The 20,723-nt window shown below is 58.7% G+C and carries 18 protein-coding genes; 12 read left to right on the forward strand and 6 right to left on the reverse strand.

Features of this window, described 5'->3' with window-relative positions:
- The first annotated feature begins 136 nt into the window (after nucleotides 1–136).
- Nucleotides 137–1,366 (forward strand): beta-ketoacyl-ACP synthase I, encoded by a 1,230-nt coding sequence (gene fabB / locus ACP151_RS05855; RefSeq protein WP_424977924.1) that lies wholly within the window; start codon nucleotides 137–139, stop codon nucleotides 1,364–1,366.
- 6 nt (nucleotides 1,367–1,372) lie between these two features.
- On the forward strand, nucleotides 1,373–2,164 hold the full coding sequence (locus tag ACP151_RS05860; RefSeq protein ID WP_424977925.1) for an enoyl-ACP reductase FabI: 792 nt from the start codon (nucleotides 1,373–1,375) through the stop codon (nucleotides 2,162–2,164).
- A 60-nt stretch (nucleotides 2,165–2,224) separates the two neighbouring features.
- Here ACP151_RS05860 and ACP151_RS05865 read toward each other — a convergent pair whose 3' ends face one another.
- Both ACP151_RS05865 and ACP151_RS05870 read right to left on the reverse strand, forming a co-directional pair.
- The gene (locus tag ACP151_RS05865; RefSeq protein ID WP_424977926.1) at nucleotides 2,225–2,653 is read right to left on the reverse strand and encodes a hypothetical protein; all 429 of its coding nucleotides are present in this window, start codon (nucleotides 2,651–2,653) and stop codon (nucleotides 2,225–2,227) included.
- A gap of 127 nt (nucleotides 2,654–2,780) precedes the next feature.
- Entirely contained in the window at nucleotides 2,781–3,209 is a 429-nt protein-coding gene (locus ACP151_RS05870; protein ID WP_424977927.1) for an FKBP-type peptidyl-prolyl cis-trans isomerase, read from the reverse strand.
- A gap of 136 nt (nucleotides 3,210–3,345) precedes the next feature.
- Here ACP151_RS05870 and ACP151_RS05875 point away from each other — a divergent pair, with 136 nt between their 5' ends.
- The 8 genes from ACP151_RS05875 (at nucleotide 3,346) to ACP151_RS05910 (ending at nucleotide 11,211) form a co-directional block, all read left to right on the forward strand.
- The gene (locus ACP151_RS05875; RefSeq protein ID WP_424977928.1) at nucleotides 3,346–4,032 is read left to right on the forward strand and encodes a haloacid dehalogenase type II; all 687 of its coding nucleotides are present in this window, start codon (nucleotides 3,346–3,348) and stop codon (nucleotides 4,030–4,032) included.
- An 8-nt stretch (nucleotides 4,033–4,040) separates the two neighbouring features.
- Nucleotides 4,041–4,871: an alpha/beta fold hydrolase gene (locus ACP151_RS05880; RefSeq protein ID WP_424977929.1), complete on the forward strand. Its 831-nt coding sequence runs from the start codon at nucleotides 4,041–4,043 to the stop codon at nucleotides 4,869–4,871.
- On the forward strand, nucleotides 4,868–5,845 hold the full coding sequence (locus ACP151_RS05885; RefSeq protein ID WP_424977930.1) for a threonine ammonia-lyase: 978 nt from the start codon (nucleotides 4,868–4,870) through the stop codon (nucleotides 5,843–5,845). The genes ACP151_RS05880 and ACP151_RS05885 overlap by 4 nt, the downstream gene beginning before the upstream one ends.
- 45 nt (nucleotides 5,846–5,890) lie before the next feature.
- Nucleotides 5,891–7,087: an endonuclease/exonuclease/phosphatase family protein gene (locus ACP151_RS05890; protein WP_424977931.1), complete on the forward strand. Its 1,197-nt coding sequence runs from the start codon at nucleotides 5,891–5,893 to the stop codon at nucleotides 7,085–7,087.
- 70 nt (nucleotides 7,088–7,157) lie between these two features.
- The gene (gene pcaD, locus ACP151_RS05895) at nucleotides 7,158–7,949 is read left to right on the forward strand and encodes a 3-oxoadipate enol-lactonase (RefSeq protein WP_424977932.1); all 792 of its coding nucleotides are present in this window, start codon (nucleotides 7,158–7,160) and stop codon (nucleotides 7,947–7,949) included.
- Nucleotides 7,942–8,652: an alpha/beta fold hydrolase gene (locus ACP151_RS05900; RefSeq protein ID WP_424977933.1), complete on the forward strand. Its 711-nt coding sequence runs from the start codon at nucleotides 7,942–7,944 to the stop codon at nucleotides 8,650–8,652. Before pcaD ends, ACP151_RS05900 begins: the two co-directional genes overlap by 8 nt.
- The gene (locus tag ACP151_RS05905; RefSeq protein WP_424977934.1) at nucleotides 8,652–9,992 is read left to right on the forward strand and encodes a lyase family protein; all 1,341 of its coding nucleotides are present in this window, start codon (nucleotides 8,652–8,654) and stop codon (nucleotides 9,990–9,992) included. The genes ACP151_RS05900 and ACP151_RS05905 overlap by 1 nt, the downstream gene beginning before the upstream one ends.
- A gap of 112 nt (nucleotides 9,993–10,104) precedes the next feature.
- The gene (locus ACP151_RS05910) at nucleotides 10,105–11,211 is read left to right on the forward strand and encodes a Zn-dependent alcohol dehydrogenase (RefSeq protein ID WP_424977935.1); all 1,107 of its coding nucleotides are present in this window, start codon (nucleotides 10,105–10,107) and stop codon (nucleotides 11,209–11,211) included.
- A gap of 146 nt (nucleotides 11,212–11,357) precedes the next feature.
- Here ACP151_RS05910 and ACP151_RS05915 read toward each other — a convergent pair whose 3' ends face one another.
- Together ACP151_RS05915 and ACP151_RS05920 are read right to left on the reverse strand one after the other, a co-directional pair.
- The gene (locus ACP151_RS05915; RefSeq protein WP_424977936.1) at nucleotides 11,358–12,209 is read right to left on the reverse strand and encodes a fumarylacetoacetate hydrolase family protein; all 852 of its coding nucleotides are present in this window, start codon (nucleotides 12,207–12,209) and stop codon (nucleotides 11,358–11,360) included.
- Between the two features lie 26 nt (nucleotides 12,210–12,235).
- Nucleotides 12,236–15,193, reverse strand: a complete 2,958-nt coding sequence (locus ACP151_RS05920; protein WP_424978021.1) for a cyclic nucleotide-binding domain-containing protein — start codon at nucleotides 15,191–15,193, stop codon at nucleotides 12,236–12,238.
- A gap of 234 nt (nucleotides 15,194–15,427) precedes the next feature.
- Here ACP151_RS05920 and ACP151_RS05925 point away from each other — a divergent pair, with 234 nt between their 5' ends.
- Nucleotides 15,428–15,820 carry a DUF3307 domain-containing protein gene (locus tag ACP151_RS05925; protein ID WP_424977937.1) on the forward strand — a complete coding sequence of 131 codons (393 nt, stop codon included), beginning with the start codon at nucleotides 15,428–15,430 and terminating at the stop codon, nucleotides 15,818–15,820.
- A 48-nt stretch (nucleotides 15,821–15,868) separates the two neighbouring features.
- On the opposite strand, the gene ACP151_RS05930 is transcribed toward ACP151_RS05925, so the two are convergent.
- The gene (locus tag ACP151_RS05930; protein WP_424977938.1) at nucleotides 15,869–16,327 is read right to left on the reverse strand and encodes an Lrp/AsnC family transcriptional regulator; all 459 of its coding nucleotides are present in this window, start codon (nucleotides 16,325–16,327) and stop codon (nucleotides 15,869–15,871) included.
- A 146-nt stretch (nucleotides 16,328–16,473) separates the two neighbouring features.
- Between ACP151_RS05930 and ACP151_RS05935 the strand changes: the two genes are divergently transcribed.
- Nucleotides 16,474–19,896, forward strand: coding sequence for an indolepyruvate ferredoxin oxidoreductase family protein (locus tag ACP151_RS05935; RefSeq protein ID WP_424977939.1), 3,423 nt, complete (start codon nucleotides 16,474–16,476; stop codon nucleotides 19,894–19,896).
- A gap of 29 nt (nucleotides 19,897–19,925) precedes the next feature.
- On the opposite strand, the gene ACP151_RS05940 is transcribed toward ACP151_RS05935, so the two are convergent.
- Nucleotides 19,926–20,591: a TetR/AcrR family transcriptional regulator gene (locus ACP151_RS05940; protein WP_424977940.1), complete on the reverse strand. Its 666-nt coding sequence runs from the start codon at nucleotides 20,589–20,591 to the stop codon at nucleotides 19,926–19,928.
- Nucleotides 20,592–20,723: the final 132 nt, after the last annotated feature.

Raw genomic sequence — 20,723 nt, forward strand, 5'->3', positions numbered from 1 at the left:
CTTCAGTTCCGGCGCGTCCCCCAACGCGCCGGACGCCTTCTTCCTTTGGAACGGGTTTTCTGCCTGTTGGTCAACCCATCTTGCACCTGCCCCCCTCACAGCCTACTAAGACCTATGTAAACAAGGGAGTGCACGTATGCGCCGTGTCGTCGTCACCGGTCTGGGGATCGTCTCCTCCATCGGGAACAATGCTGAAGAAGTGATCGCCTCGCTGAAAACCGGGAAGTCCGGCATCGTGGCCAGCCCGGAAATGACCGAGCATGGCTTCCGCAGTCAGGTGGCAGGCACGCTGAAACTCGACGTCGCAGAACATGTGGACAAGCGCACCCTGCGTTTCATGGGCCCCGGCGCCGCTTATGCCCACATCGCCATGACCCAGGCGATCGCCGATGCGGGCCTGAGCGAAGATCAGGTGGTGAACGAGCGCACCGGCCTGGTAGCCGGTTCCGGTGGCCCCTCGACCTCGGCCATGCTGGCGGCGCATCAAGTTGTCGCAAAAACCGGCGCCACCAAACGCATTGGTCCCTTCGCGGTTCCGAAATGCATGTCTTCGACCATTTCCGCCAATCTGGCGACGGCCTTCAAGATCAAGGGCATCAACTACTCAATCACCTCGGCTTGTTCCACGTCTTTGCACTGCATCGGCAATGCGGCAGAGCAGATCATGATGGGCAAACAGGACGTAATGTTTGCCGGCGGCGGCGAAGAACTGGACTGGACACTGTCCTGCCTGTTCGACGCCATGGGTGCGATGTCCTCCAAGAACAACGACAACCCAGAGAAAGCCTCGCGCGCGTTTGATCAGGACCGCGACGGTTTTGTGATTTCTGGCGGCGGCGGTATTGTGGTGCTGGAAGACTTGGATCACGCGCTGGCCCGTGGCGCCAAGATCTATGCCGAAGTGACCGGCTTTGCCGCCACTTCCGACGGCCACGACATGGTGGCGCCGTCCGGTGAAGGCGGCGAACGGGCGATGCGTTTGGCACTGGCCACATTGCCCGAAGGCCGCAAGGTGGGTTACATCAACGCCCACGGCACCTCGACGCCCGTGGGTGACGTCGGCGAAGTCGAAGCGGTGCGCCGCGTGTTTGGTGAAGGCAATGTGCCGCCGATTTCCTCGACCAAATCGATGACAGGCCATGCCCAGGGCGCGGCCGGCGCGTTGGAAGCGGTGTTTTGCCTTCTGATGCTGGACAATGACTTCATCACCCCGTCGATCAACGTGGAAACACTCGCCGAAGGCATCCTGCCCGGTGAAATTGCCACCGAGCTGGTAGAAAACGCCGGGCTGGATTCTGTTATGACCAACAGCTTCGGCTTCGGTGGCACCAATGGCTCGATGGTTTTGAGCAAGTACAAGGATTAAGTAACGATGGCGGGACTGCTGACAGGCAAACGCGGCCTGATTATGGGCGTTGCCAATGACCGCTCCATCGCGTGGGGCATTGCCAAGGCGATGGCAGATGCCGGAGCTGAGCTGGCCTTCACCTACCAGGGCGAAGCCTTTGGCAAGCGGCTGGAGCCGTTGGCGCAGAGCATCGGCTCGGACTTCATGGTCGATGTGGATGTGACCGACGACGCCTCACTGGATGCTGCATTTGAGCAGCTGTCCGGACGCTGGCCAACAATTGACTTCGTGGTCCATGCGATTGCCTATTCGGATAAGAACGAACTGACTGGCCGGTTCCTGGACACCTCCCGTGCGAACTTCAAGAACTCGCTGGATATCTCGGCCTACTCCTTCATCGAAGTGGCCCGCCGCGCCCACCCGCTGATGACCGAGAACGGAGGCACCCTGCTTACCCTGACCTATCAGGGCTCAAATCAGGTGGTGCCGAATTATAACGTCATGGGCGTGGCCAAGGCTGCGCTGGAATCGGCAACCCGCTACCTGGCCAATGATCTGGGGCCGGAAGGCATCCGCGTGAATGCCATCTCTCCCGGTCCGATGAAGACTTTGGCCGGCGCGGCCATTGGCGGTGCGCGCAAGACCTTCAAGCACACGGCCCAGAACGCCCCGTTGCGCGACAATGCAACGCTAGAGGCCGTTGGCGGCACTGCGGTTTACCTGGCTTCGGATGCAGGGGCCTGCACCACCGGCGAAATCCTCCGGGTGGATGGCGGCTTCCATGTTCTGGGCATGCCGCAATCGGAACACCTGTGACTTAAGCTCTAAATGCTTAGACAGGGCGCCACTGTGGCGCCTTGTCTGCGTTTGCGTTTGCTATTCTCCTGCGGCTTCAATGCGGACGAAAATATAGGTCTGCGCTATCCCACCCTTGTCTTTCAAAGCCAATGAGACTGTCTCAGCTCCCAACTGAAAGACCTTCAGTTCGTAACTGTCTGGATGGTTCACCGCAGGACCGGCAGTCGTCAGCTCCGGCACGGCTGGGCATTCCGCAAAGCGTTCAAGCAGGCCGGAAAATGTCTCGCTGGCGGCAAGAGACCTGAACGGAAACACAAAGGCACAATAGGACGCCGACCCGCCCTCAAGACCGGCTGCCCTCGCACAATGATGCGGTGCCTTCCCGGTCACACGCAGCAAGCCGGGCACCGCATCCCATTGATCGGCTTCCAAAGCGCCAAGGCGAATGGCGTCCGTGACAGCATTGGCGCCGCTGCAGTCAGCCAGGGCCACCTTTGCAGCAGTCATAGCAATCATAAAAACAACCGCCCCAGCAGCTGCCTTTGTCCTGTGGAAATAGAACCCGCCGATCATGGCTGAACCTTAGCAGATCTTGCGTCAACTTCATACCGGCGGGCTTATCATGCTTAGCGGATCAGTTGACCGAGACCAGTTCGATATCAAACACCAGATCTTTGCCGGCCAGAAAGTGATTGGCATCCAGCGTCACAGTCTCATCGCTGACTTCCACCACAGTCACCGGCAATACTTGGCCGTCGGGGCTTTGCATTTGCAGCTGGGTGCCAAGGTCCAGCGGGATATCCTCGGGAATGCCCTCCCGTGGAATTTCCTGACGAGCCGCCGGATTGATCGGGCCATAGGCTTCGGCGCAGGGAATTTCGAGGGTCTTCTTTTCGCCAACGCCCATGCCTTCCAGACCTGCGTCCATGCCTGCAATCACCTGACCGGTACCAACAGTGAATTCCAACGGATCGCGTCCTTCGGAACTGTCAAAAACGGTGCCATCCGTCAGTTTGCCTGTGTAGTGAATACGTACGGTGTCGCCGTTTTTTACCCCGGTCATAAGACCTCCAATTGATTGCGGGTTATCAAAGGGAGGCAACGTAGCGGCAAGAGGCGCGAAGTAAACCCGTATGGGTACAATTTCCTGCTTTGCCTCTGTCTGGCTTCGTGCGACCTTCGCCGCAAGGGAGGAAACGATGCCAATCAGCACCTGCATTTTCGATGCCTACGGCACCCTTTTCGATGTCGCTGCCGCAGCGCGGCAGGCAGCCAGCGAAGCGCAATTCCCTCAGTTAAGGGATAGCTGGGCAACGTTGGCCAGCCATTGGCGACTGAAGCAACTTCAATACACGTGGCTGCGGGCCATAACCGATGCGCACACTGATTTCTGGGATGTGACGCAAGATGGTTTGGATTGGGCATTGGAAGCAACCGGGCTGGCCGGCGATGCCGCATTGCGCCAACGGCTTCTGGATCTTTACTGGGAGCTGCAGGCCTACCCCGAAGTTCCCGCGATGCTGAAAGCGCTGAAAGCCGCGGGCATGAACACTGCGATCCTGTCGAACGGATCGCCTGCAATGCTGGATGGCGCTGTACAATCTGCAGGGCTGGGACATGTGCTGGACGACGTGCTGTCGGTGGAGAGCGTCGGAATTTTCAAACCCGACGCCCGTGTTTATGATCTGGTCGGCGAGCGGTTTGGCTGCGCCAAGGAGGAGGTTCTGTTTGTCTCCTCCAACGGATGGGACGCCGCGGGGGCTGCGGGGTATGGGTTTGTAACAGCCTGGGTGAACCGCGCGAGCGAACCTGTTGACCGCCTGCCCTGGAAACCCGCGCATGTTTTGCCGGACCTGAGTTCCATCCCGGACCTGGCCAGGAACTGAACCCCGTCATGGCATTCTTTGAAACATCAGACGGGCTGCATCTGCACTACGCCGACAACGGCGAAGGGCTGCCGCTTCTGTGCCTTGCCGGGCTGACCCGCGACAGCCGGGATTTCCGGTATTTTGCGCCCCATGCAAGCCAGTACCGTTTGATCACTTTGGATGCCCGTGGACGCGGTCACTCTGACCATGATCCTGAGTTCATGAATTACAATGTCCTGCGTGAAACACAGGATGTGCTGGAACTTCTGGACCATCTGAACTTAACCCGGGCCGCCATTCTCGGCACCTCCCGCGGCGGGCTGGTGGCAATGACGCTCGCAGCAATCGCCAAAGACAGGCTGTCAGCCGTCATCCTCAATGATCTTGGCCCGGAGATACCGCCCGACGGCATTGCCCGCATCATGGAATATGTTGGTCGGCGGCCAACTGCAAAAAACTGGGAGCAAGCAGCCGAAACACTCGCCACCCTGATGGCACCCGCGTTTCCCGACGTGTCACCGGCACGCTGGCAGCAGGAAGTTCAGGCCTTCTATGATCAAACCCCCAGCGGGCTTGCCCTTCGCTATGATCCGCGTCTGCGAGACGCCTTACTTCAGCAGGCTGAAGCAGGTACTCCACCGGATCTATGGCCTTTGTTCCTGGCATTGGAAGGCTTGCCATGCGGTGTTATCCGCGGTTCGAACTCAGATATATTGAGCCCCGCAACCTTCTCTGAAATGCAGCGCCGCCTGCCCACCTTGCAGGCCGTAGAAATCGCCAATCGCGGCCATGTACCCTTTCTTGATGAGCCTGAGGCGCTCGCCCTTGTTCATTCCGTTCTGGAGCAGATCCAATGACTTCGATTGCCATGATTGAAGCCGCCGCCGAGCGGCTGAAAGGCCAGGCCCGGGTGACGCCGCTGTTGTCATCGCCATTTCTCGATGAAATCGCCGGGCGGCGGCTGCTTGTGAAGGCCGAGTGTCTGCAGCACACAGGTTCCTTCAAATTCCGGGGCGGCTGGTCGGCAGTTTCGACCCTGCCAGAGGAAGCCCGCAGGCGTGGCGTGATCGCCTATTCCAGCGGCAATCATGCGCAAGGCGTGGCAGCAGCAGCCAAAGCGCATGGGGCACCGGCCGTTATCGTGATGCCCGCAGACGCACCGCAACTGAAAATCCAGAACACCCGCGACCTGGGTGCTGACGTGGTGCTGTACGATCGCGCGGGCGGTGAAAGCCGGGAAGCAGTTGGAGCCGAACATGCACAAGAACGCGGGCTGACACTGATCAAGCCTTATGATGACCCCCTGGTTATCGCAGGCCAAGGCACAGCAGGCCTGGAAATCGCCGAGCAGGCCGCTGCAGAAGGCGTCACCAAAGCAGACGTTCTGGTGAACTGCGGTGGTGGCGGGCTTTCCTCGGGCATAGCCTTGGCGCTAGAGACCCGAGCTCCGGGGTTGCGTGTGCGCCCGGTGGAGCCGGAGGGGTTTGACGATGTGACCCGCTCGCTTGCAGACGGTGACATCCGCAGCAATACACGCATCTCTGGCTCAATCTGCGACGCAATTTTGACGCCGGAACCTGGTCAGATCACTTTTCCGATTCTCAGACGCCTTTGCGGACCTGGCATCGTTATCTCTGAGGAAGAGGCCATGCGTGCCATGGCTCTTGCATTTTTGCGGCTGAAGATTGTGCTGGAGCCCGGCGGTGCAGCCTCCCTTGCTGCGGCCCTGTTCCATGCAGATGATATCAAAGGCGATGCGGTGATTGCGGTTGCCACGGGTGGCAATGTGGATGCAAAGCTGTTCGAAGAGGCGCTCGCGCGCTATGCTTAAGTTCTGACCGCGCGATCGAACGCCCGGCAGCAAAGGGGACACGTCATGACACGTTTCACCATCGCTTCTTTCAACGCCAAAAACCTGATTGGCCCAGAAAAGGAGTATTACCGCTTTCAGAGCTACACGCCCGAGGAATACGCCTGGAAAGCAGACTGGATGGCCGACCAGTTGCTGACACTGAATGCCGATATCGTCGGTTTCCAGGAAATCTTCGACGAAGCATCATTGCGGCAGGTGATTGCCGAAGCGGACCGCCGCGGCGCGCAGGCCAATGCAGCCAGCATCCCCGATCCGTCCAAACGCTACCACCGCAAAGCGATTTTTCAAAAGCTTGCCTATGGTTCCTACGCTGAGGCCGAAGTCGCCTTTGCCCCGAATTTCAATGACACCGGTGAACCCGGCAAGCGGCGGCCGGGGCTGGCTGTGCTGTCCCGGTTTGGCTTTGTCGACGAGCCTGAGATCATCCAGGATCTGGCACAGCCGCTGGACATTCCCATGGCCTGCCTGGGCGAAGAAGACGATGCCGGTTTCTACACGCTGCGCCGCCTGTCCCGGCCGATACTCAAAGTGCGGGTGCCTGTCGGAGGGCAGGTGATCAGCGTCTACAACTGCCATCTGAAGTCGAAACTGGGGGAATACATCAAACCCCAAGGCGCCCCCTACCCGCCGGAAGCCGTGCTGACAGCCTATGACGCTGCAGGCCGGGCGATGGGGTCCCTGCGCGCTGCACTAAGACGCATGGCCGAAGCCTGGGTACTGCGCCGTGCGGTTCTGGACGATCTGGAACAGGGCCGCCCTGTGATGGTGCTGGGCGATTTCAACGACGGCGAGCATGCTGTCAGCAGTGAAATCATTTCGGGCGAGACACCGTTTAAGAACTACGCCTGGATGCTGCGCCATGATGCCGAACATGGCGGCGATCGTTACAGCAGTGAAGAAGACGTTCAGATCCGCGAAACCATCGACCGGGTGCGGCTGCGGTCTGCCGAAAAGATGTTCCTGCGGAAATCCCTGCGCGATGTGGTTTACACAACCGCCTTTGGTGGCGTGCACGAGAGCATTGATCAGATCTACATGTCGCGCCATTTCGACCCCGCCTGGGACGGCGCCGTTGGAAAAATGCATTACTACAGCGTTTTCAACGACCATTTGACCGACGGCAGCCATCCGGAAGCGCCGTACAACAAACTGGCCTCGGACCATGGGCAGATCATGGCCCACATGGAACTGCGAAGCTGAGCCAGGTCGCCTGCTTTACCTCCCTGCCCTGGCGCAGGTAAACTGCGACGGAACAACAAAGAGGCGCTCCATGCAAATTGCGGACCTGGGCGATGTCCAGCTTCACTTCCGTGTTGACGGGAAACCGAATGGTGCACCCATTGTCTTTGCCAATTCGCTTGGCACCGACCTGAGGGTCTGGGATGCGGTGGTGGACCAGCTGCCCGAAGGTCTGCGCATTATCCGCTATGACACGCGCGGGCATGGGCTGTCCTCCTGTCCGCCCGCTCCGTATTCAATGGGCGCGCTGGTGCGGGACGCAGAGCGGCTGCTGGATCATCTGGAGGTACGGGACTGCGTGTTTGTGGGCCTGTCGATCGGCGGCATGATTGCCCAAGGTTTGGCAGTCAAACGCCTGGATCAGGTGCGGGCACTGGTCCTGTCGAACACAGCCGCCAAGATCGGCACAGCCGAGATGTGGAAAGAACGGGCCCGCATTGTTCAAAGCCAAGGCATTGAGGCGCTGGCTGACGCTGTGATGACACGTTGGTTTGCGCGCGGGTTCCGCTCCGCGCCGGACATGCAGTTGTGGCGGAACATGCTGTTGCAGCAATCACGCGAAGGCTACGCCGGCTGCTGCGCAGCAATTGCAGGCACCGATTTTTATACACCCACCAGCGGGTTGCGCTTGCCTTGCCTTGGCATTGCCGGGTCGGAGGACGGCGCCACCCCACCTGATCTGGTCCGGGAAACGGTGGATCTGATCCCCGGCAGTCAATTCCATCTGATAAGGCGCGCAGGCCATATCCCCTGTGTCGAGCAGCCGGATGAATACGCCCAACGCCTGACCAGCTTCCTGAGGGAGACCGGGCACATTGGCTGACTTCCTGCTTGTTCACGGATCCTGCCACGGCGCCTGGTGCTGGCGCGATGTGATCCCGGTGCTTGAGGCAAGTGGCCACAAAGCCCGCGCCATTACCCTGCCCGGCCATGGAGACGGGCGCGACCCTGCAGGCGTTACTCTGGCGGAAACAGCTGACGCGGTTGTGGGAGCCACCACTCCGGGCACGGTGATTATCGGGCACTCATGGGGCGGCTTTCCGATTTCTGCAGCAGCAGAGGCGCATCCGGACGGGCTGCGTGGGTTGATTTATCTTTGCGCCTATTTGCCAGTCAGCGACATGTCCCTGATTGATATGCGCAAGGCTGGACCTCGGCAAACTCTGGAAGGGGCCACACGAAAGAATGAAGCAGGCACTGCATACAGCCTGATACCAGAGACCACACCGGACCTATTCTATCACGACTGCCCCTCTGAATCTGTGCGCTTTGCAATGGGTAATCTCTGCCAGCAGCCGATTTTGCCGCAGGACACACCAATCCGCCTGGGTCACCGGTTTGACGCCATACCCAAGGCCTACGTCCGTTGCACCGCAGACCGGGTTATCCCACCAGAGTATCAGGCGCAGATGGCTGCGCGGCTTCCGGATGAGCGTAGACATGATATGAAAACTTCCCACTCGCCCTTCTTTGCCGACCCTAAGGGACTGGCGGAAATGGCCGGACAGTTAGCAAAGGAATTCTGATGGCAGGATCCGTCTTCGACAGCCAGATTTACGGCGGGCTTTTTTGCAGCGGCGAGGCAAGCCGCCTGTTTTCCGACAGCGCCGAAGTGCGCGCCATGTTGCTGGTGGAAGGTGCACTGGCAAAGGCACAGGGTAAAGCCGGTGTAATCCCGCAGGAAAGTGCTGCTGCGATCGGGCGCGCGGTGGTTGAAATTGCCGTAGATCCAGGCGTTCTGAAACGGCCTTCAGAACAGAATGGTGTGCCTGTTCCGGGGTTGGTGGCAGCATTCCGCGAAGAAATGAAGGCTCCCGAACATGCACAATACGTGCATTGGGGCGCGACCTCGCAGGATATCATGGACAGCGCCTTGATGCTGCGGCTGCGTCAGGTGCTGGCACTGATTGAGGAAGATGTGAAGGCCGCGGTTCTGTCGCTTGCCAAACTGGCCAGGGCACATGCAGAGCTGCCGATGGCCGCCCGCACCTATGGGCAGCACGCAACCCCCACCAGTTTCGGCGCTGTTGCGGCATCCTGGGGCATGCCGTTGCTGAACCTGCTAGAGGAGCTGCCAGCCTTGCGGCAGTCCTGCCTTTTGGTGTCCCTGTCCGGTGCGGCAGGCACATCCAGTGCATTGGGTCCAAGGGCGCCGGACGTGCGTGCAGCCATGGCAAAGGGGCTGGCGCTGCAGGATCCCGGACGCAATTGGCACACCGATCGAACGCCGGTACTGCGGATTGCAGATTGGCTGCTGCGTGTCACTCTGGCCTTTGGCAAGATCGGCGAGGATTGCACCGCGCTGGTGCAGAGCGGAATTGAAGAAATCTGGCTGGGTGGGACTGGCGCCTCCTCCACCATGCCGCAGAAGCAGAACCCGGTGGCCCCCTCGGCGCTGACGGCACTGGCCCGGCAAGGCAGCGGCTTGTTCTCTGTTCTTCAGGGCGCAGCAACCCATCAGCACCAACGCGATGGAGCGGCCTGGTTCAGCGAGTGGATGTGCCTGCCGCAGATCGTGCTGGGCGCGGCGAGCGCCGCCAAAACCGGGAATGATCTGTGCGTCGGATTGACGCCCAATTCAGCAGCAATGGCGACAGCCTTGTCGCAGGGGCTTGGCATGATCCACGCAGAATCGCTGAGTTTTGCCCTTGCCGCACAAATGCCAAGGCCGGATGCCCAAGCAGCGGTCAAAGCTCTGTGCCAGGAAGCCCAGAGCTTAAAAATACCGTTGCAGGATCTTGTTGTACGCGACCACCCGGGTCTGGAGTGTGACATCTTGTTCGACCCGGCACGGCAGTTAGGCCATGCACCACAGGAAGCGATGCAATTCTGCAAGGCGGCAGAAAGCTTGGGCCTTTCTTCCTAAATAGATCATCCAGCCTGCTTTCTGTGACGTTACAACGCGCGCACTGCTGCGCAATGCCGCTTGATACGGCGACAGTGTGCCTTCACCCTGACCACAAACAGGGAGTAAGCGAATGCAAACGATCAAAGCTGCAGTCTGCCGTGAATTCGGTGCCCCCCTGATCGTAGAGGAGATACAACTGGCTCCACCGGGATTGGGCCAAGTCGAGATCACGCTGGACGCAGTCGCGATTTGCCACAGCGACATTTCCTTTGCCGAAGGTGCCTGGGGCGGACATCTGCCTGCGGTCTACGGCCACGAGGCGGCAGGGGTCATCACTGGTGTCGGAGCAGGCGTACAAGGCTTTGCCAAAGGTGACTCTGTGGTGGTCACATTGATCCGCAGCTGCGGAACCTGTCCGTCCTGCGCTGGCGGCAAGCCAGTCATCTGCGAGACCGCCTTTGACACTGTGAACGGACCTTTGAAAACCGCCAGCGGCACACCGCTGGATCAGGCAATGGCGTGCGGTGCCTTTGCGGAAAAAGTGGTGGTGGACCAGCGCCAGATTGTGAAAATCCCCGCAGGCATCCGCAAAGATGCTGCAGCCCTGATTTCCTGCGGGGTTATCACTGGTGTTGGGGCAGCCGTTAACGCGGCAGGGCTGCGCGCAGGTCAGGACGTCGTGGTCATTGGCGCAGGCGGCGTCGGCCTAAATGCAATCCAAGGCGCCCGTATTGCAGGCGCCCGCCGCATTGTGGCTGTCGACACGACCCAGGAGAAACTGGAAATCGCAAACGCGTTTGGCGCCACCGACGGGGTTCTTGCAACCGAAGACAAGCCGTGGAAAGCCGTGCACAGGGCTTTAGGCGGGCGCGGTGCTGATGCGGTTCTGGTTACCGTCGGCGCCATTCCTGCTTACGATCAGGCCCTGCGCTATTTGGCCCGCGGCGGAAAGGCCGTGCTGATCGGCATGCCCCATTCCGGAGCCAAATCTGCTTACGAACCTGTTGTCCTCGCGGCCTTGGGACAGGGTCTGATAGGTTCCAAAATGGGAGACACCGTAATTCAGCGGGACATTCCCTGGATTGTGGATCTGTACCAGCAGGGACGCCTAAAACTGGACGAACTGATTTCGGGCCGCTGGTCTCTTGATCAGATAAACGAAGCCATTGCAGACACCAAAACCGGCAGTGCCCGGCGCAATGTTATTGTTTTTCACCATGGGGCTGCTCCTGATTGACCGGCCGGACCCCCTCAAGGAAAACACCAATACTCCGGGAGATTCTTGCGCTGCTGCACAAGCAATTCTGCAGTGGAGACTGGGCACAAAACACTCAAGTTGTGCGTGCCGTATCCTCCCCCAAGACGCAGCCTCCGGCGTAAGGATTACTGTGCGTCAGCCCTGACATGTTGGGTCTGCACCCCCAGCCCTTCAATCTCTAGCCGCATCACGTCACCGGGATTTAAGTAGACAGGCTCAGGTTTGATCCCCATGCCGACACCCGGCGGGGTTCCGGTCGCAATCACATCACCGGGGTGCAGTGTCATAAGCTGGCTCAAATGTGAAATGATCTGCGCCACGCTGAACACCATCCTGCTGGTACTGCCTGTCTGCCGCCGTGTGCCGTTCACGTCACATGTCAGCCACAGCTTCTGCGGATCCTCCACCTCGTCGCGGGTGACCAGCCAAGGCCCGACAGGTCCAAATGTGTCGCAACTTTTGCCCTTGGTCCACTGTCCTGCCAGCTTGGTCTGAAAGTCCCGCTCTGACACATCGTTGACCACACAATAGCCTGCCACGTGGTTTAGCGCCTCTTCTTCAGCAACATACTTGGCCTTGGTTCCGATCACCGCACCCAATTCCACTTCCCAATCTGTTGCCACCGAACCGCGCGGCAGGACCACGTCGTCGTTCGCCCCGGAAATCGAAGAGGTCGCCTTTAGAAAAAGAATGGGATGCTCCGGCAGAGCCATGCCCATCTCCTCTGCATGGTCAGTGTAGTTGAGACCAATGCAAAGGAGTTTACCCACCTGCCCAACGCAGGGAGCCAGCTCCGGCGCAGATGCGGCCAGCGGAAGCTGCAGTGGGTCCAGCGCGGCCAGCCGACTCAGCGTTTCATCCCCCAGCTGCGCGCCAGTAAAATCCGGCACGTGGGCAGAAAGGTCCCTGACCGCACCCGCATTGTCCAGCAGCCCCGGCCTTATTTCTCCGTCAACCCGGTATCGCAGCAGTTTCATTTCTGTTCTCCCCAGTTGTTTCCGGATCAGTTGGAAACGTAGCCAGCCACCACCTGCAACAATTTGAAAGCCGTCGAGGCATCATTTTCCACCACTGCCAGGAATTCCTCTTCACCGATCCGCAAGCACCGCAGATCAGTCTTTGCAATCATGCTCAATGCGCGCGGCTCATGACGGATCAACCCCAGTTCGCCAACCAGCCGTCCCGGACCAACAGCCGCGATCAGGCGGTCTTCTTGGCCATCTTGAGGCAAATAGAGACCGGCTTCGCCTTCGAGGACCATATAGGCACCGTCGCTCGCTTCATCATCCTTGAGAAAGACGACCTCGCCCGCCTTGGCCTCATACCATCGCGCACCAAAGGCAAGCAGCCGCAGCTGGCGGCGGTTCAGGCCGGAAAACAGCTCTGTCTGCTCCAACGCCCGCAGCTTGAGTGCAAGGTCCTGGCTTGCCGCCCCGTCTCCCGACGCAGCTGCTTGTGCCTCATCGCTGACAAGCCGCCCCTGGCGCAGCTCAAAGAACACATCAAATACATCAGGGCTTTGAAAACTAGGGGCCAGATAGACAAGTGTTGTCTCTGGCAGAAGCTTGCGCAAATTTTTGTGCACCGCCACCCGGGTTTCCAAATCATAGCTTGCCATAGCAGAGTCGAGGATCAGTATATCCGGCCGCTTGATGGTTGCCCGGCAAAAGGCCAGCGGCTCTGCAAAGCTGGCGGCCAGCCCCTGCCCCCCAACGGCTATCGGCATGTCAAAGATCAACTCCACCACTTTATCCCGCAAGCTGTCGCGGACCATCAGATCTGAAACAAGTTTGCGCACCTCGTCCGCCTTGGCCCCGGCGGTATCTGAGATTTTCCCAAACAGCGCATTCTCAAGAACCGTCAGACTGGGCGCAAACAAATCGTCGCGAAAAGGTGTAAATCCGGCCCCCAGCGCATTCAGCAAGCTGTCGCCATGGCTGCGGCGGAACCCCAGGATTCGCTCCTTCATGCTGTTTTCAAAGGCCGGTCCGATCTGCTCAGCCGAGATTGTGAACGGAATAATCAGCAGCTGTGCCAGTTCTTCACGGCTGAGTTTAGCGGCATCAGTTGTCCTAGGCCTGTCCGCCAACGCCAAAGCCGCCTCATAGGCTGCCACGTCCAGCCCCAGCTTGCGGAACAAAGGATGCCCGGTGCCATCGACGCCAAAAATTTGCCTCAGCATCTCGACGACATCGCGGGTCAGCGCAGCCAATCCTTCGTCCAACCCGATCTGTTTGAGCAGGTCGAGAAACTCCCCCTGACGGTGTAGCATTTCTCCTGTCATCGCTTCCTGAGACGCGGCAAACAGGAGGTTTTCGGCAACCGGCAAAGCCGGGTTATAGCTTTCCTCGTCCAGAAAATGCACATGCCCATCCAGCTCGGCATCCTCGATTGCCTTGCGCACTGCCGGGCGCAATTTTACCAGCTGTTCCGCCAGAACAGGATGCGCCGGGGCTTCGAAATACTGGTCAATACCACGGCGGAACAAAGCTGTGTCTGAACCAATACCTTCGACCAGCTTCAGCCACCAGGCGCGCAGTTCCCCCTCATTTGAGAAGCCTGCAAGTTCCGGGTCCAGCCATGGCGCATCAAAGGGGTCTGGGCTGTTGCCAGCAAGTTTTGCGATTTCCAGCTCCCGCAAATTGCGTGCTTTGCCCCGCGGGCGCATCCGCATCGGCATCATCACGTTGTCACCAAATGATCCCTGAAACAGCACGGGACGGGATGTAGCATAGCCGATCCGGGCCGCAACGGTTGCCTGATGCAGCCCGGCAAGGCTTTTGCCGGCCACTGTCACAGTGCCCGAAGACGGCAGAATTTCCCGGGTCAACAGTTCCGCCAGAGCCCGCCTGTCTTCCTCGGATGGCGCTGCAATCCCAATCACTTGCCCCGCTGGGAAGGTCGCACTCAAATCTTCCAAGACCAGATTTCCATCTGTGTCCCGCACGCTGACAGTATCAAGGCTTACGTCGCCCTCAAGTCGGCCTAGCTCTTCCGGCTCGCCGCTCAGCAGCTTTTCATCGATCATGCCCTGCGGCGCAAAGCGCTCAAGGATCACCTCCCAGCGCAGGCTCATGTCCTGTGTCTGGTTGTAATAGGTCAGAAGCTCTTTCCAGGGCGATGCCAGATCCTTGTAGGCAGCCAAAGCTGCTACCAGTGCACCCAGTGAGACCTTGCCCTGTAAAACCAGATAGCCGCCAACCGCATAGAAAAAGAACGGGGTCAGCTGAGTAATGAAGTTATTGAGAAACTTCATGAAGAACTTTTTCTGGTAAATCAGAAAGCGAATATCATAAAGCCGTCCCAACCGGGCGGTGATAACCGCCATCCTATACCGCCAGCCGCCATTGATCCTGAGTGTTGAGGCCCCGGCGGCGCTCTCTCCGATTTCCGTGGCCAGCGCGCGCACCTGCTTGATGCGTTTCTTGTTCAGCAGGTTGATCTGACGCTGCAGTATTGGGATCAGCCAGCCTTGCAGCGGAATAAGCGCAATAGCCGCCATTCCAAACCAGAAGTTCTGCAGGAACAGGAAAAACAGAATCGTCAGCATCTGCCCGGCTTGCAGCACCGGCTGGCTTACGGCATCGCCCATAAGTCCGCCCATTGGTTCGGACTCCGAGGTGACCATTGACACCAGTTCACCTTGGCTCACCCGTTCGAAATACGGCTGAGGAAAGCGCAGAACCCTGGCAATCAGCAAGTAGCGGAACCGGCGTAGCATTCGCTCGGCCAGAACACCCTTCATGGTGTTGATCCGCATCTTCAGCAGGCCATGGCACAACACTGAAAGCAGAAACGCACCGCATAGAATCCAAAGAAACGTCAGCTGGTCGAAACTTTGCCCCAGCATAGTGATCGTTGAGCTTTCGGCCCCGATTGCATCATTGATGATCCGTTTGGGCAGCTCAAGTGTCAGGTAAAGCAGTGGAAACAGGCAGGCAGTCACAACCAGCAGCACCAGTTGGTCACGCTTCGAGTACTTCCAGATAAAACGGAAAAGAGAGCGTTCTATGGGAAAGCTCCATAATTGGCGGCTTCGGACAAGGCTTCCTTATGGGTAGCGCGGTTTGACCGGAACAGGCAATGGGCAGAAAACTGCTGCGTCCCGTTGCGGCATCTTGCCGTCGCAACATTTGCCAGGCGCCAAAAAATCCGTAAGGTTCCAGCCAAGTAAGCTTCTAGAGGATAAATAGGTTTGCCGGAATACGTCGGATCCGTTCTGCTGCTGCTCTGCGCTTTACAGGTCAAGCACCTGTTTGCCGACTTTTTCCTGCAGACTCCCAAGATGTTGTCGGGGCGCTGCGCCTATGCGCACTTGGGGCGGGCGCAGCATGCCGGTGTCCATGTGATCGGTTCAGCGGTGGTCTTCCTGCTGTTTGCCGCTCCGCTGGCCTTCATCCTGGTATTGGCAGTGCTGGAATGGGTGGTTCATTTCCATATTGATTTCGGCAAGGCCCGCTTTTCTGAGCGCAAGAAGCTCACTCCACAGCAAGCCATGTTCTGGCAGGCCATGGGGTCCGACCAGGCGCTGCACCAGCTGACGTATATTGCTATGGCTTGGGGCTGGGTCAAATACGCTGCTATGTAAGTGTCGCAGCAGCATGCCAATCCCATGTCCGCGCTGCTGGCCCATTGATCAGGGCACGACTGGCTTGTCGCGTTTGATTGTACGCAACACCACATTGGTCTGGGCGCTGGCAACGGCAGGCAGTCGAAACAGGAAGTTTTCCAAAAACCTATTATAGGCCTCCAGATCCGGCGCCAGTACCCGCAGGTGATAATCGGCCTGACCAGTGGTCGCATAGCATTCCTGCACCAGAGGGCTGGTTTCCACCGCACCGATGAACTCCACCAGCTTCTCCGGGTCATGGCGTGTTAAATGCACATGCACAATGGCCTGGAACCCCAACCCCATAGCCGGCGCATTCACCACGGCCCCGTAATGTTCGATGATACCCGCCTCCTCCAGCCCCCGCACCCGGCGCCAAAGAGCTGACGGGGACATTCCCACTGCCTCTGCCAAATCTGCATTCGAGATACGGGAATCCTCTTGCAGCAACGTCAGGATCCGGCGGTCACGGTCATCTAGTTTCATATTCCGGTCACTTTCCCCGCAATGAAGCATCACGTCGGTAATTTTAACCGTATACTACCGCTTTTCCAGAAATTCAGGCAATTTTTTTCACCATATATGGGTTACTTTTCCGGAAACAACGCATTCCGCGCAAGGATTCTGCCGCGATGACCAAGCTGAGCCACGATTTCCGAAGCTACAAACTGGACGATCGTTACGAGATGACCACAGGGAGGGTGTTCCTCACCGGCACCCAGGCGCTGGCCCGTGTCATGCTGGACCAGGCCCGCCGCGACCGGCATGCTGGCTTGAACACGGCCGGTTTTGTTTCCGGGTACCGCGGCTCACCGCTGGGCGGGGTTGACTTGGAATTCTGGCGCGCCAAGGAGCGTATGCAGGCAAACCGCATAAAGTTCATGCCAGCAGTGAACGAAGACCTTGGTGCCACCGCAGTTCTCGGAGCCCAGCAGGCCGTTCTGGACCCGCATTGCGAGGTCGAGGGCGTGTTCTCCATGTGGTATGGCAAAGGGCCGGGCGTGGACCGTTCCGGCGATGCGTTGAAACATGGCAACGCCTACGGCTCCTCTGACAAAGGCGGCGTATTGGTGGTTGCCGGCGATGACCATGGCTGCGTCAGCTCCTCCATGCCGCACCAGTCGGACGTGGCCTTTATGTCCTGGTTCATGCCGGTCCTGAACCCGGCGGATGTTTCAGAGTTTTTGACTTTCGGAGAATACGGCTTTGCGCTCTCCCGCTACTCGGGCACCTGGGTAGGTTTCAAAGCCGTGTCGGAAACTGTCGAAAGCGCACGCTCGGTCGAGTTGCATCCGGATCGCCGGTTTGTTTACCCTGAGCTGCCGGTTTATCCCGGTGGGCTGCATATCCGCCGCGCCGACCTGCCCTCTGCTGAAATTGAGACCCGGATTCACGCCAAGCTGGACGCGGTGCGCGCCTTTGCCGAAGCAAATCCGATCGATAAGCGGATCTATGACATCAAGGAAGCCAGGTTCGGCTTTGTCTCCACCGGCAAGGGACATCTCGACTTGATGGAGGCACTCCGGCTTTTGGGGCTGGACGAGACCGCCTGCCGCCGTCTGGGCATCGACATCTACAAGGTCGGCATGGTCTGGCCACTGGACCGCTCTGACGCGCTGAAGTTCGTGAAGGGCAAGCAGGAGGTTCTGGTTGTCGAAGAAAAGCGCGGTATCATTGAAAGCCAGTTCAAAGAAAACTTCTATGACTGGCCCGGCAGCAAGCCCGAGAAGATGGTCGGCAAATACGACAGCCAGGGCGCGCCGCTGATCCCCTGGACCGGCGAGCTGAGCCCGTTATTGCTGGCGCCCATCGTCGCCGCCCGGCTGGACAAATTCTTTCCAGAGGAGAACCTGCCCGCCAAAGCTGCAGCACTAACGGCTGAACCGCCGAAGTTGCTGGATGTTCCAGGCGCGACCCGAACGCCCTACTTCTGCTCCGGCTGCCCCCATAACACATCAACCAAACTGCCTGAGGGATCCAAGGCGTTTTCCGGCATTGGCTGCCACGTAATGGCCAGCTGGATGGACCGTGAAACTGCGGGGTATGCCCAGATGGGCGGCGAAGGCGTGCCCTGGACTGTGGCCTCGCAATTCAACGGCAACAAACACGTGTTCCAGAACTTGGGCGAAGGCACCTGGTATCACTCTGGCTCCCTGGCGATCCGGCAGGCGGTCGCCGCCGGCACCAATATCACCTACAAAATCCTCTACAATGATGCGGTGGCAATGACTGGCGGCCAGCCAGTAGACGGGCCGGTGTCTGTTCACGGAATAGCCCAGACCTGCCGCGCAGAGGGCGTAGCGCGGATTGCGCTGATCTCCGACGACATCGGCAAATTCGCTTCCGGGGATTTCCCGACTGGAACCACCTTTCATGACCGCAGCGAACTCGACAGAGTGCAGCGGGAACTCCGCGAACTGCCTGGTGTCAGCGCGCTGATCTACGAACAGACCTGCGCCACCGAAAAACGCCGCCGCCGCAAACGGGGGCAAATCGAAGACCCCAAGCGGTTTGCCTTCATCAACGATCTGGTTTGTGAAGGCTGCGGCGACTGCTCAGTTGAATCCAACTGCCTGAGCGTCGAGCCGAAAGAGACGCCATTTGGCCGCAAGCGCAAGATCAACCAGTCCGCCTGCAACAAGGACTTCTCCTGCCTGAACGGCTTTTGCCCCAGCTTTGTGACCGTCGAAGGGGCAACCCGCCGCAAGAAGAAAGCCGCCGGTTTGGATGCGGCCAAGCTGGTTGCCCAGTTACCGACGCCGGAACTTCCTTCCCTGTCAAAGCCGTTTGATCTGCTTGTTACCGGGGTGGGCGGCACAGGCGTTGTGACCATCGGAGCGCTGATCACTATGGCCGCCCATCTGGAAGGCAGGGGATCAAGTGTGCTGGATTTCACTGGGTTCGCACAGAAATTTGGCACCGTGCTGAGCTACATCCGGCTTTCCAGTGCTCCGGAATCCCTGAATCAAGTACGGATCGGCCAAGCAGCAGCAGATGCGGTGATTGGCTGCGACATCGTCGTAAGCTCCGCGCCCAAAGCGTCGCTTCATTACCGCATGGGTACCAAAGTTGTTCTGAACCGGGCTGAAATGCCCACGGGCGATCTCGTTCTGCGGCGCGATGCCGACCTGATGGCAGGCGTACGAGAACAGGCAATCGCCGAGGCTGTTGGCGCGGCCAACCTGTCCGGCTTCAACGCCAACAAGGCAGCTGAAAAGCTGCTTGGCGATGCGGTTCTGGCCAATGTCATAATGCTAGGGTTTGCTTGGCAAAAGGGGCTGGTTCCCGTCAGCGCAGAAGCCTTGGATCAAGCCATTGAATTGAACGGCGTGGCCATTGACCAAAACCGCCTTGCATTTGCGATCGGCCGCGCCGTGGCCGCGAACCCCAAACGAATCGACGATTTTTACAAGGAACCCCCGCAAAAAGACGAAACTCTGACAGAGCTGATTGAACGGCGCGCCACCTACCTGACAGGCTATCAAGACACCAAGTATGCAGCACGGTTCCAGGATACTTTGGCACAGTTCCACGCTGCCCTGCCTGCTGAGGCAGCGGATCAACTGACTGCGGCAGCGGCGCGGTCTCTCTTTAAACTAATGGCATACAAGGACGAATTTGAAGTTGCGCGCCTTTTAACAAGTGACAAGTTCCGGCATCAGATCGAAGATGAATTCGAAGGGGACTTAACCGTCAGATATCATCTTGCACCGCCCTTTCTGAACCGCAAAATAGATGCCCGCGGCCGCCCCCTGAAACAATCCTTTGGCCCCTGGCTGCGTCCTGCTTTGAACCTGCTGGTAAAGGCGCGCTGCCTGCGCGGAACGGCTTTCAATATCTTCGGCTATCACGCAGAAGCCCGCCTGCACCGCGATCTTCTTTCCTGGTACCAAGAGACGCTTCAGGACGTCGCCCAGAGCTATACGTCAGGCAAGCACGACGCCTGCCTGGACATCCTGCAGGCTCCTATGGACATCCGCGGTTATGGACCCGTTCGCCAAGAGGCCGCAAAAAAGGTGCAAACTTCCGTCAGTGAAGCTTTTCGCAGCTTCTAACCAAAGTCATTCCAGCAACAACCTGGAACTCAAATATCCCAGTGCTGGCGCGTGAACTCGGTAAAGGCCTCCATTTCCTCTGCCAGCGGTTCCCGGCCGGTGAACACTTTGAGATATTCAGGTGTTACCTCCAGCCTGTGCGCATGGCTTTCGTTTGGGTCCGCCATGTCATAGCCCAGCTGCATGTAGTACAGCACCTTGGCCCGGGTCATAGCCTCGCGCTCCAGGTAACCATAGCGGGCAAACATCGCTGTCAGCGCGTCTACCCGTCGCTGGTCAGACCGGTCCAGCAGGCTTCGCACTTTGCCGGAGCGGCGGGACCAATCCCGGACTGCGAAATCCAGGGCCGTGTTGAAGAGATTAGGATTGGCAATGCACTCAAACACATTCAAGACCGCACCGGTGATAGCCTTGGCAGGAGCCTCAGCCTGCCGCACCATGCCCGCGGTATTGGTTTGTTCCCAAGTTTTCAGCAACGCATCCAGCAGGTCCTGACGTGACTTAAAGTACCAGTAGAAAGAAGACCGCGAAACCTGCATCCGTTCCGCCAACGCCAGGACCTTGACCTGCTCTACCCCATCCGAGATCAACACATCCATGGCTACATTCAGCCAATCGTTGCGGGTGACTTTAATATTGCCGACCAGCGGCTCGGCTTCCGGGTCATCCCGGTGCAAGACAGGTTTTTGCGCCATGAACAGCCTTTCAGATCCTTCGAATTTCCGCCACCTTATGCCAGGCCGCATTCCCGCGCCAACACGGCAGCCTGCGCAGCCCGGAAATACAGCCAGCCCTGAGTTGTCGAGGCGACACCCTGTATATCTGCT

This window comes from Leisingera sp. S232 (assembly GCF_049800895.1).
Taxonomy (GTDB): domain Bacteria; phylum Pseudomonadota; class Alphaproteobacteria; order Rhodobacterales; family Rhodobacteraceae; genus Leisingera.